This is a genomic window from Candidatus Methylomirabilota bacterium, assembly GCA_003104975.1.
GTDB lineage: Bacteria > Methylomirabilota > Methylomirabilia > Methylomirabilales > Methylomirabilaceae > Methylomirabilis.
In genome coordinates this window covers 462271-474183 of sequence record PQAM01000008.1, presented here as the reverse complement: position 1 = coordinate 474183, position 11913 = coordinate 462271, and the positions used below count along the sequence as shown (strand labels likewise).

Genomic DNA, 11913 nt, shown 5'->3' with positions numbered 1-11913 from the left:
CTCCCACCGCACCGGTACAGACGCTCGATGCGAGGACGGTCACCATTCTACTTCCCGATTCAACCGGTGTCGCTCCCAGAGTTTGGCGTACGCGGCGAACGTGGAGCCGGCATGAAGACCGGCCATCGTCAACCCCCGGCGGCCCTCCAGGATGTCTCCCCGCCGCAGACAGGCCTGAAGAAAGGTGAAGAGAGGACGCACCAGAAGGTCGAGAGGACCCGTGCGTCTCCCCTCTTGTTCCAGCGCCGCCTCCGCGATGGTCGAATCACGATCCATTCTACGCAGATATTCGCTGATCGGGTTAACGAGATGATTATTCAACGGTGCATCGTGTCCTAACGCTCGCATCTTTGTATATTTGACGAAATTAAAATAGGCGGCGCCCAGGGCCGCGATCAATCCCTGCATCCCGTCGAGGAAGCCCCGTTTCAGCAGATAGACCTGCACGAACTTGACCAGCGGCCGCAGCATCAGCTCTGCGCGGCCGACTGGTCCGGATCGGCGGGTTCTCGCCCGTTCCTCTACCGAGGTCCCGGTATACGCATCCTGTTTCCGGATATACTGCGAGACATCCCGATAGGTGAGGTGAATGAGATCGCCGTCGAGAGAGCCGACGGCCCCGTTCGGCATGACCAGGCAGGCATGAGGATTGATACCTCCGAATCGCCCTTTACGCCGGTCAAACAGCCGAAGGACGCGATCGGGGTACCATCCCCCGTGCCGCATCCACCGCCCCAGGAAGTAGTTCCGGCGGGCCATCCGGTACCCGTCATAACGGGGCGCGCACAGCTCCCGCTCGATAGCCCGGCGAAGCTCTTCGGGTACCCGTTCATCGGCATCGATATTCAGAATCCAATCATACGTGGCCAGTGAAACGGCGAAATTCTTCTGCTCGATAAACCCGACCCACGGGTTGATGACGACCTTGTCGGTGTAGCCTCGACAGATCTCCAGGGTACGATCGGAACTGCCGGAGTCTACGACTACGATCTCCTTCGCCCACGCCACGCTCTCCAGGCACGCCCGGATCGTGTGTTCCTCGTTGTGGGTGATGATCGTCGCGGTGAGTTCGGCCATCGTGGTCTCACGTCCCGGCGAGCTGCGTCGTGTAGAGCCGGCGATAGACCCCGCCGTGCGCCATCAGCTCCGAGTGCGTTCCCTGCTCGACACAGGATCCGCCGTCCAGCACCAGGATCCTGTCGGCTCGAATGACGGTGGACAGCCGATGCGCAATCACAAAGGTCGTCCGGTCCCGCATCAGCCGGTCCAGCGCCTCCTGGACCAGCCGCTCCGACTCGGCATCGAGGGCCGACGTCGCCTCGTCCAGGATCAGGATGGGCGGGTTCTTCAGAACCGCCCTCGCAATGGCGATCCGCTGTTTCTCGCCCCCGGACAGCCGCACCCCCCGCTCGCCGATCCTGGTCTCATATCGCGCCGGGAGGGCCTCAATAAACTCCTCCGCATTGGCGATCCGGGCCGCCTCGACAACGAGGTCGGCCGCCACGTCGCGTTGTCCATAGGCGATATTGTTGAAGATGGTGTCGTCAAACAGAATCGTCTCCTGGGTGACGATCCCCATCTGTGCGCGCAACGACGACAGCGCGGCCTGTCGGATATCGATCCCATCGATGGCGATGAGACCTGCGGTCGGGTCGTAGAAGCGCGGGATCAGGTTGACCAACGTGCTCTTGCCGGCTCCACTGGAGCCTACAATCGCGACGATCTCCCCCAGCTTGGCCGAAAGACTGATACCGCGCAGCACACTCCGGTCCGGTCCATAGGCAAAGGACACGTTCTCGAACCGAATCCCCTCCTGCATCCGACCGAGTGCGGCGGCGTCGGCGCGCTCGGTCACATCAGAGCGGAGGTCCATGATCTCGAAGACCCGCGCGGCGCCGGCCATACCGCGCTGGATGTTGTTGTTGATCTGGCTGATCCGCTTCACCGGTTGATAGAGGGACGCCAGCGCGCCAAGGAACGCCATAAACGCCCCGGGGGTCAAACTGTTGGAGAAGACGAGATAGCCTCCGACCCAGATCGCGATCACGATGCCGACGGAGCCGAGGACCTCAAGGACGGGCGAGGTCAGCGCATCAACCTTGGCAATCCGCATGCCGGCCCTGAAAAGCTGCTCGCTGGCATGCCGATACCGGTCTCGCTCATACTCTTCCATGCCGAAGGCCTTCACAATCCTGACGCCGGCAATCGTTTCCTGCAGGATGGTGTTGAGCTCGGCGCGCCCCTCCTGGACTATGGTTCCCCGGCGCCGAATCTTTGAACCGAACTTCACGATCGGCAGAAGCGCTATCGGCAACACGAGCAACGACAGCAGCGCGAGTTGCCACTTGATCAGAAACAGTAAGACGACCAGCCCGATGATGTTGAACGGCTCCCTGAGGGCATTGCGGAACAGCTCGGTTGAGGCGTCGCCGAGCCGTTCGACATCCGAGTTGAGGCGCGACATGATCTCGCCCGTCGAGCGCCGGGTAAAAAAATCGAGGGAGAGCGTGTGCAGATGCGCGTACAGCGCGTTTCGGATATCCCGCTCGATCCCCTCGGCCACGTACCGCAGTTGCAGTTGTTGGATGTAGATCAGCGTGCCTTTCGCCAGAAAGACGAAGAAGAGGGCCCCGCCGATGAAGGTCAGAATACTGATCCGATGCGCCTGCAACAACGCCTGGAAACGGACCAGATGCTCGCCAAGCAGGACCCTGACCGGATCCGGAAGGCTGATCCCCGATCCCGCTCCTTCCGCGGCGAAGAGACCGTCGAAGATCGGCTGGAGCGAACCGATGGAGACCGCATTGAGGACGGCGATGAGGATCAGACAGACGACGGCAAGAATCACCCGTGGCCGGTAGGGGGCGGCGCACCGGAGCACGCGCAGGAACTGTTGCAGAGGCGTTTGCATTATTTTCACACTACGTGGGTTTGGGGTTTGGGGTTTGGGGTTTGGGGTGTAGGGTTTGAAAAAGAAAAGAGGGTGGAAATCCAGGAGACAGTCGGCGAAACTTCTTTCCCTATACCCTAAACCCTCTACCCCAGACCCTCCTTACTGTTCACGTATGGCGCTACCGCCTGCTGAACCTCCAGCAACTGCTTCAGCAGTCCCGAAAGCGCATTCAGTCGGAGCATGGCGGGACCGTCGCTCGGCGCCTGAGCAGGGTCGGGATGGACCTCCATGAAGAGCCCATCGATCCCTGCCGCGACGGCCGCCCTGGCCAGGTACGGGATGAAGTCCGCCTGCCCTCCCGAGGCATCGCCTGCGCCGCCCGGCAGTTGCACGCTATGCGTCACATCAAACAGGACCGGATAGCCGAAACTGCGCAGGATCGGAAGCGCACGGATGTCCACCACCAGGTTGTTATAGCCGAAGCTACTGCCCCGCTCCGTCAGGACGATCGCCTCCGAGCCGGCGGACCGGAGTTTGTCGATGATATTGCCGGCCTCCCAGGGCGAGAGAAACTGTCCCTTCTTGACATTGACCGGCCTGCCGGATTGTGCCGCAGCCACAAGCAGGTCGGTCTGTCGACACAAGAAGGCCGGGATCTGCAGCATGTCCAGCACCTGCGCCGCCGCCGATACCTGACGGACCTCGTGGACATCGGAGAGTACGGGTACGTCCAGCTTCGCCTTCACCCGCTCCAGGATGCGTAATCCCTCGTCCAGGCCGGGACCACGAAACGAGCGGACCGACGACCGATTGGCCTTATCGTAGGAGGATTTGAGGATAAAGGGAACCCCGCACGCCTCACAGATCGCCTTGATCGCCTCGCCGACCCGGAGCAGGTGATCCTCGCTTTCGATCACGCACGGGCCGGCCGCCAGCATAAGAGGATGACCGCCGCCCAGCGTGAGGTCTCCAATCCGCACTTCTCTTGTCATTTCGGAGGGTTTGGGGTTTGGGGTTTGGGGTTTGGGGAACGAGGGGATTTCAGGGCTTTGATCAGATTGCCCAGCCCTTTTGAAACCTCTTCAGATAGTTTTGACACTCTTTGAAAGTCTTCAATATCGAGGAACCCTAAGTCCCCTGAGAGAAGCAATTGTGTTTCCAACTCCCCCGCGGAACCACTGGCGATCGACAGGAACTGCAGGTACTCTTTTCGAGACTGACGCTTGTATCCCTCTGCAATGTTTGACGGGATTGATACACTCGCTCGCTTCATCTGGGAAGCCAATCCGTATTGTTCTGAAGAGGGAAATGCGCAGGTGATCCGGTACACTTCAAGCGCCAGGCGATACGCATTTTGCCAGACCGTCAACTCCTTAAAGCTGTTCAGCACTGCGACCCTAAGCCCTATACCCCATACCCTAAGCCCTATACCCCGTTTTCCTGCCGTTGTAATGAGGCCTTGATGAACTCACGGAACAGCGGATGGGGTCGCTTGGGGCCTGATTGAAACTCCGGGTGGAATTGGCCGCCGACAAACCATGGGTGATCCGGAAGCTCGATCATCTCTACAAGCATGTTGTCCGGAGAAAAACCGCTCAGCCGCATGCCGTGGCGCTCCAGGATCTCCCGATAGTCGTTGTTGACCTCATAGCGATGGCGGTGGCGTTCGCTGATCTCAGTGAGCCCATAGGCCTGGTGGGCTATGGACGGCACAACGATACGACACGGGTACGCCCCCAGCCGCATGGTGCCTCCCAGGCTGGTCAGGCCCCGCTGCTCAGGCATGAGATCAATGACCGGATAAGCTGAGTTCGGATCAAACTCGCGGCTGTTGGCGCCCTGCAGGCCGCACACGTGCCGGGCGAACTCGATGACCGCGCACTGCATCCCGAGGCAGATACCGAAGAAGGGAATACGCTCCTCGCGGGCAAAGGCGATGGCCGCAATCTTCCCCTCAACCCCCCGACTTCCAAAGCCTCCAGGAACCAGGATGCCGGCCGCATCGTGCAGGTGCTCTTTTACTCCGTCACGCGCCACCGTCTCGGCATCGACCGCTTTGATATGGACCCGGCAGTCGTTGGCAATGCCGCCGTGCACGATGGCCTCGGTCAGGCTCTTGTACGAGTCCTTGAGCTCGAGGTATTTCCCGACCACCGCAATCGTCACATCGGTCGTCGATGCCTTCACCCTTCGAACGATGGTCTCCCAGGCGCTCAGATCGGCCTCAGCCTGCGGCAGGCCGAGCATCTCGGCGATAATGGCATCCAACCCTTCACTGCGCAGGACCAACGGGACCTCATAGATGCTGCTCACATCCTTTGCGGTGATGACCGCCTTTTCCGAAACGTTGCAGAACAGCGCCACCTTGGCCTTGAGGTCCTTGGGGAGCATTCGATCCGTCCGGCACAGCAGGATATCCGGCTGGATCCCGATCTGCAGCAGCTCCTTCACGCTGTGCTGGGTCGGCTTCGACTTCAGTTCGCCGGCCGGCGCAATATATGGCACCAGGGTCAGGTGGATATACAGGACATTCTCGCGCCCGACGTCGCTCCTGAACTGTCGTATTGCCTCGAGGAATGGGAGGCTCTCGATATCGCCGACCGTTCCGCCGACCTCAACGATCACGACATCCACGCCTGCAGCAACCCGGTGGATCGCGCGCTTGATTTCATCGGTGATATGCGGGATGACCTGGACCGTAGCGCCCAGGTAGTCGCCGCGCCGCTCCTTCGTGATGACTGAATGATAGATCTGACCCGCAGTCACATTGTTCCACCTGGCCATCACATGGTCGGTAAACCGCTCGTAATGGCCCAGGTCGAGATCGGTCTCGGCGCCGTCATCGGTCACAAACACCTCCCCATGCTGGAAGGGATTCATGGTCCCGGGATCGACGTTGATGTAGGGATCGCACTTGAGGATGGTGACCTTTACGCCGCGGCTTTCCAACAAACACCCGATAGAGGCGGAGGCCAATCCCTTGCCGAGCGATGACAGAACGCCACCGGTCACAAAGATGAACTTTGTCGCCATCAATGTCCTCTAAGAACTGAGGGTGTGGGGTATGGGGTATGGGGTTCGCACAGGTCTTCTTGTACCCTACACCCTAAACCCTATACCCTGTTTTTAAGTGCTTCAAGTAACTCCTCGCAGTTGACGGTTGCGGTCCCCGCCCTCCCGACGACGATGCCGGCAGCATGGTTGGCAATCACGGCCGCCTCTCGCAGCGAGGCGCCGCTGGCCATCGCCATGGCCAGCGCGGCCAGGACGGTATCGCCCGCCCCTGTCACATCGTAGACCTCTTTCGCAACCGCCGGGATGTGTGTGACCCGCCCATCCTCGAAGAGCGACATCCCGGCCTCTCCGCGTGTGACCAATATGGCCCGGGCCTCCAGTTTTCTGAGCAGCTCTTTCGCGGCAACGGCGAGCAGATCCGCCTGGCCCCATACGGGAAGACGGGCAAACGCCAGGGCCTCATGATGGTTCGGGGTGATCACGGTCGCCCCCTTGTAGAGCGGAAAGTGATGCACCTTCGGATCGACGACCACAATCTTCCGGCACTGTCGAGCCAGCGAGAGGATCTGTCGGGCGATCCGCTTGCCGATCACACCCTTGGCGTAATCGGAGATGAGTACGGCGTCCGCATCGGCCAGCCGAGTCCCAACCGACTGAAGCACCCGATCCGCCGCGTCCTTCGAGAGGTCCGACATACTCTCGCGGTCAAATCGGACAATCTGCTGGCTCCCTGCAACCACCCGGGTCTTGATGGTGGTCGGACGGGCGCGGTCTATCACCACCCCGTCGCTCTTGATCCCGGCGGCCTCAATCTGATGGATCAGACGTTCCCCGGGCAGATCGCTGCCGACGACCCCCACCAGCATCGCCCGCCCGCCCAGGGACTGGATGTTGGCCGCGACGTTGCCGGCTCCCCCCAGACGAACACTTTCATCCCTTACCTCCACCACGGGAACCGGCGCCTCCGGGGAAAGCCGTGACACGCTCCCCCAGATATACTCGTCCACCATAATGTCACCCAGAACGAGAAGCCGTTTCCGGGGAAATTGGGCTAGAATCCGTCGATAGCGAATGGCGGCACTCCTATGGGCATGAAAATCTACGCCCCGCACCCCTGTTACCCTTGACTCCGGTCTGTACACCCTCGGAGGGGGAGGGGACGGGTGGGGGGGACTTTCTGAGCATGCCTATCAAGCGTCAGATTAGTCGAAATCGCGCGGAAATTCAATGACTTTCTCCCTTCCCACGCTGCGCCCCATCGCTCCGATAAAACGCGACCGTACGAGCGATACCCTCCTCAAGAGGAACGGTCGGTTCCCAGCGCAACTCTGCCCTTGCCAAGGAGGCGTCCAGACAGATCCGGTCGATCTCGCCGGGCCGTTTGGAGGCGAGAATCGGCTCCAACGTGGCGCCTACCGCCCGTCGAACCGATTCAAAGATCTGCCGGTCGCTCACCTCGCGCCCCAGGCCGAGATTGTAGCTTCGGCCTGAGGCCTGCTTGTTCGCCATCGCCAAAAGATTCGCCGCCACAATGTCATCAACGTACACATAATCCCTTGTCTTGGTGCCGTCACCGAAAATCGTCGGACGCTCGCCGGCGAGCATCTGCCGGCTGAAGATCGCCACAACACCGGCCTCTCCCTTAGGATTCTGTCGAGGACCGTACACGTTGGCATATCGCAAGATCGCGTAGTTCAAACCGGACTCGTCAAAGAGGCGCAGGTACTGCTCCACAGCATATTTACTCACCCCGTACACAGACATGGGCCGGATCAGGTGGAGCTCGTCGACCGGCAGGTGCTGTGGTTCGCCGTAGACCGCACCCCCCGACGAGATGTTGATGAACCTTCTCACCTCGTAGGCAAGAGAAAGCTCGATCAGATTGAGCGAGCCGATGACATTGACAGAGGCATCGAACGACGGTTCAATCATTGACCGGCGCAGGTCAGCCTGGGCCGCATGATGGTTGACCATCTCCGGGCGCTCGACACGAAAAACATCCTCGAGGGCTCGACGGTCACGGATATCGACCTGGTAAAAGCGCGCCGACGGATGAACCTGCTGTCGTTTGCCCATCGACAGGTCGTCCACCACCGCAACGTCATGCCCTTCCCTCACCAGCGCATCAACAACATGCGACCCAATGAATCCCGCTCCACCTGTGACCAGTACACGCATGAGACCTCCCTCTAAAGACAGGGTACGGGGGTTGGGGTATGGGGTTTGGGGTTGGTAACAATTTTTTTTACCCTAACCCCTATACCCTGAACCCTGTTGTCAGACCCTATACCCTACCCCCTACACCCTGATTTTCATCACATGGCATTCTTGTGAATGAACCCCTTCCAAAAGCTCAACCAGAGGATCCTCAGATCGAACACCAATGACCAGTTCTCGATGTAAAACAGGTCGCACTCGATCCGTTTTTCGATAGAGGTATCGCCCCTCCACCCATTGACCTGCGCCCATCCGGTGATCCCGGCCTTGACCTTGTGTCGAAGCATATATCGTGGAATCCGTTTCCGAAACTCCTCTATAAAGACCGGCCGCTCCGGTCGGGGACCGACCAGGCTCATTTCCCCCTTCAGCACATTCACCAGTTGCGGCAGTTCATCTAATGAGGTCCGACGTAACAGCGCGCCGATCGCCGTTCGACGTCCATCGTCGCGCGCGGCCCATACCGGGCCGGTCTCCTCCTCAGCGTCGTCTCGCATGGATCGGAACTTCAGCATCTGAAAGGTCCTGCCGTCCAGCCCCATGCGCTCCTGGCGATACAGCACCGGGCCCGGCGAGGTGAGCCTGATCACTGCGGCGAGCAGGAGCAGCAGCGGTCCGGTAATCAGGAGGGCAATGCTCGACAACATCACATCCAGTACCCGTTTGCCGACCAGGTTCCATCCGTAATGGGGCGAGTCTTGCAAACTGATCAGGGGCAGGCCGTCGAACTCCTCGACCCCGCCACGCAGGGTCACATACTGATGGAGATCCGGTACCACGTTGACGGCGGCCGTTCCGTTCTCCAGAGTACGAAGGATTGCCTCCATTCGCCCATAGGTCTCCAGGGGGATGGCAATAAATACCCTATCGATGGACAGCGCCTCCGCCAGCTCCCCTGCCTGCTCGTAGGCGCCGAGCGCACGTAATCCGTCCATCTGTTGGCCGATCATTCCCGCATCCCCGACCAGGAATCCCTTCATACGCAGTCCCAGTTCCGGGCGGGCGCGGATCCGGTCTGCGATTTCCTGCGCCAACGCCCCCTCGCCGACAATCAGGACATGGCGAAGGTTGTAGCCCCGGCGTCGTGTAAAGCGAAGCGCCTCGCGAAAGCTGCCTCTGACAAGGCTGACCGATACGATGCTGACGATCCAGAAACAGACGATCACTATCCGCGAAAACTCAAACTGCTTCAGAAAGAAGGTGGCCGCAATGAGGACCAGCACCGCGATGGTGCACGCCTTCGCAATATCCCTGACCTCAGCCAGTCGCGAGGAGATCCGCTTGGGTCGGTACAGCCCGAAGGCCTTAAAGGCAACACCCCAGACGATGATGATGAGGCCGAGCAGCAGGAGGTACGGACGGATGTCGGGAACCTCGTGGTAGACCTGCACCGGGCCCCAATAGAAGCGGAAATAGTATGAGCCGAGCCAACTGGCGCTGATCACCAGGAGATCGGCGAGCAGCATGAGACTTTCGATAAATTCACTATGGCGTTTCAGCATGGCCGACGGCAGCCCCCCTTACGCCTCCATTCGTCGAAACGCTCATCAATATAACCGGCGATCCGCTTTTCAAACACCGACCGGTCGAAGGTGAGGGCGTACGTACGAAGCGCCCCCGGATCAAATCGATCGGATGAGCGCTCAAAAAGCTCGACAGCCCGAATCAGCGCCTCCACGTTCTGCTCATCAAAGAAAATACCGGTAGGGGTGAGGGGTGAGGGGTGAGGGGTGAGGGGGATGACGGTTTCCGTTGCGCCGCCTTTCCCATAGGCGATCACCGGCCGTCCGGAGGCCATGGCCTCGACGGGGAGGATGCCGAAGTCCTCCTCACCGGGAAAGATCAGTGCGCGGCAACGACTGAGCAGATCGGCCACCTCGCGGTCCGACCGCCATCCCACGAACTCGATAGTAGAACCGGCAATACGCCGCAAGCGCGTTTCCTCCTGGCCTTCACCCACGATCACCAGGCGCCGACGCAGCCGGTTACATGCCTCAATCGCCAGATCAATCCGCTTGTACGGGGCGAAGGCCCCGGCTACCAGATAGTAGTCGTCCGTTCGCTCGGCAATGTGAAAGCGTACGGTCTCGACCGGAGGATAGATCACAACAGCCTCTCGGCCGTAATGGCGGCGGATCCGATCCGCGACATGATGAGAGATAGCGATGAAGTGATCGACCCGCCCATTGACCGCCGTATCCCACCGACGCAAGCGATCGCTGACGGCACAGAGCATACGCCGCGATACGGGACCCATCCGGCCAGCGGCCGTATAGGCATCCTGCATATCCCAGATATACCGCATCGGGGTATACACATACGCGATATGAAGCGCCTGCGGCGGCGGTTTGACCCCTTTGGCCACACAGTGGCTGCTCGAAAGAATCAGATCGTACCCGTCAAGCTTGAATCGCTCGATGGCCCACGGGAAGAGGGGCAGGTAGTACCGATAGCAGGAGGCGGCAAAGGGAAGCCTCTGGATCGCCGACGTTCGAATCTGCCGTTCCTCGATGGCCTTCGATACGCTTCCCTCTCTATGCAACAGGGTGAAGAGATCGGCTCTCGGGAAGAGACCGCAGAACGCCTCCAGGCACCGCTCGCCGCCACGCATGCCGGTCAGCCAATCGTGAACCAGCGCAACCTTTGCCTCAGTCAACATCACAGAGCTACACGAACCAGCGACCCATTCGGTCTACCGACGCGCGGCGCCGCGCCATGATAATACCGCGCTTATAACGGGCCCTGGGCCAGTAGCGCCTCAGATCCAACGCCGACCTCCACAGCGTCGGCTCTGCGAGGGTCACGTAGGCCATGGCACATGCCCCCAGCCAGAGGATCGGAAGGTAATCCCTGCGCAACAGGGCCGGGAGCTCGTTCTTGATCATCATCAGGGCATGATTCTTGAAAGAATGGTATTTCCGGATCCAGGGGACGCGCCGTCGATTGTCGCCGCGCTTCCACCCTCTCAGGTGGTGAGCGGTTGCCGCCGGATGGTAGAGCGCGGTCCAGCCGAGCAGTTGGGCCCGCCAGCAGATATCGACGTCCTCCTTATAGGCGAAGAAGTCCTCATCAAAGCACTCCCCGTCGGTCCGGACATCCTCGAGCATCGACCTGCGGTAGAGGACCGCCGCCCCACAGACACTGAAGATCTCCTCGGGTCGATCATACCGGCCATCGTCCCGTTCGCCGTGGCCACGATCGATGATCCGTCGTGTGCGGAAGATCAGGTGACCCGTCGTATCGAGCAGCGTCTGTGATGGGTCATCACATCGTTCATCGACCCCCTGAGCATCGCCCAACAAGAGCTTGCCGCCCGCAGCGCCGGCGCCGGGATTCGACTGCATCGCCAGGACCAACTCCTCCAGATGCCGCGGGTCGAGTACGACGTCGGGGTTGAGCAGCAGGATGTCCTCACCCCCGTTTGCCTCCCGGATGATGCGATTGGCCCCACCGCTGTACCCCAGGTTGTCCCGTATCGCGAGGATCCGTACCTCCGGGTAGGCCCTGCCGACACGGTGAATCTCATCGACGTGACTCTGGTTGTCGAGCAGGATGATGTGTTCAGGCGGGAGCGTCTGCCGCTTGATGCTGTCCAGACAGGTAGGCAGGTGACGGTAATCGCCGTAGTTGATGATCCCCACGACAACCCGAGGATCGATCACAACCTCTTCCCCCTTATCTTAAATAGCCTTTCCAAATCTCAACCTTACCCTACGCGATCCATCAAGCCGGTTATGGTCGGCTCGCGTGTCGCCCGCATGAGCCAGCAGCCGTCGACAACCGGCGAT

At 60.3% G+C, this 11913-nt stretch carries 10 protein-coding genes; all 10 read right to left on the bottom strand.

From position 1 onward, the window contains the following. Positions 1 to 39: 39 nt before the first annotated feature. The 10 genes from C3F12_05885 to C3F12_05840 all read right to left on the bottom strand — a co-directional run bounded on the left by C3F12_05885 (position 40) and on the right by C3F12_05840 (position 11787). Positions 40 to 1077, bottom strand: a complete 1038-nt coding sequence (locus C3F12_05885; GenBank protein ID PWB47494.1) for a hypothetical protein — start codon at positions 1075 to 1077, stop codon at positions 40 to 42. A 7-nt stretch (positions 1078 to 1084) separates the two neighbouring features. Next, positions 1085 to 2911, bottom strand: coding sequence for a hypothetical protein (locus tag C3F12_05880; protein ID PWB47493.1), 1827 nt, complete (start codon positions 2909 to 2911; stop codon positions 1085 to 1087). A gap of 125 nt (positions 2912 to 3036) precedes the next feature. Further along, on the bottom strand, positions 3037 to 3885 hold the full coding sequence (locus tag C3F12_05875; protein ID PWB47492.1) for a 3-deoxy-8-phosphooctulonate synthase: 849 nt from the start codon (positions 3883 to 3885) through the stop codon (positions 3037 to 3039). Then, positions 3882 to 4280 carry a four helix bundle protein gene (locus C3F12_05870; GenBank protein PWB47614.1) on the bottom strand — a complete coding sequence of 133 codons (399 nt, stop codon included), beginning with the start codon at positions 4278 to 4280 and terminating at the stop codon, positions 3882 to 3884. Before C3F12_05870 ends, C3F12_05875 begins: the two co-directional genes overlap by 4 nt. Before the next feature lie 38 nt (positions 4281 to 4318). Next, positions 4319 to 5926, bottom strand: a complete 1608-nt coding sequence (gene pyrG / locus C3F12_05865; protein PWB47491.1) for a CTP synthetase — start codon at positions 5924 to 5926, stop codon at positions 4319 to 4321. A gap of 80 nt (positions 5927 to 6006) precedes the next feature. Continuing rightward, positions 6007 to 6918: a D-glycero-beta-D-manno-heptose-7-phosphate kinase gene (gene rfaE1 / locus C3F12_05860; protein ID PWB47613.1), complete on the bottom strand. Its 912-nt coding sequence runs from the start codon at positions 6916 to 6918 to the stop codon at positions 6007 to 6009. Positions 6919 to 7132: 214 nt separating this feature from the next. Beyond that, complete coding sequence (locus tag C3F12_05855; GenBank protein ID PWB47490.1) at positions 7133 to 8086, bottom strand: UDP-glucose 4-epimerase; 954 nt, start codon at positions 8084 to 8086, stop codon at positions 7133 to 7135. A gap of 137 nt (positions 8087 to 8223) precedes the next feature. After that, positions 8224 to 9627 carry an undecaprenyl-phosphate glucose phosphotransferase gene (locus C3F12_05850; protein ID PWB47489.1) on the bottom strand — a complete coding sequence of 468 codons (1404 nt, stop codon included), beginning with the start codon at positions 9625 to 9627 and terminating at the stop codon, positions 8224 to 8226. Continuing rightward, entirely contained in the window at positions 9621 to 10736 is a 1116-nt protein-coding gene (locus C3F12_05845) for a glycosyltransferase family 4 protein (GenBank protein ID PWB47612.1), read from the bottom strand. Before C3F12_05845 ends, C3F12_05850 begins: the two co-directional genes overlap by 7 nt. Before the next feature lie 55 nt (positions 10737 to 10791). Next, complete coding sequence (locus tag C3F12_05840; protein PWB47488.1) at positions 10792 to 11787, bottom strand: hypothetical protein; 996 nt, start codon at positions 11785 to 11787, stop codon at positions 10792 to 10794. Positions 11788 to 11913: the final 126 nt, after the last annotated feature.

Excerpts from the sequence above, each read along its gene's own strand:
- C3F12_05885 (PWB47494.1), bottom strand. The coding sequence starts at position 1,077 with ATGGCCGAACTCACCGCGACGATCATCACCCACAACGAGGAACACACG.
- C3F12_05880 (PWB47493.1), bottom strand. The coding sequence starts at position 2,911 with ATGCAAACGCCTCTGCAACAGTTCCTGCGCGTGCTCCGGTGCGCCGCC.
- C3F12_05875 (PWB47492.1), bottom strand. The coding sequence starts at position 3,885 with ATGACAAGAGAAGTGCGGATTGGAGACCTCACGCTGGGCGGCGGTCAT.
- pyrG (PWB47491.1), bottom strand. The coding sequence starts at position 5,926 with ATGGCGACAAAGTTCATCTTTGTGACCGGTGGCGTTCTGTCATCGCTC.
- rfaE1 (PWB47613.1), bottom strand. The coding sequence starts at position 6,918 with ATGGTGGACGAGTATATCTGGGGGAGCGTGTCACGGCTTTCCCCGGAG.
- C3F12_05855 (PWB47490.1), bottom strand. The coding sequence starts at position 8,086 with ATGCGTGTACTGGTCACAGGTGGAGCGGGATTCATTGGGTCGCATGTT.
- C3F12_05850 (PWB47489.1), bottom strand. The coding sequence starts at position 9,627 with ATGCTGAAACGCCATAGTGAATTTATCGAAAGTCTCATGCTGCTCGCC.
- C3F12_05845 (PWB47612.1), bottom strand. The coding sequence starts at position 10,736 with ATGCGTGGCGGCGAGCGGTGCCTGGAGGCGTTCTGCGGTCTCTTCCCG.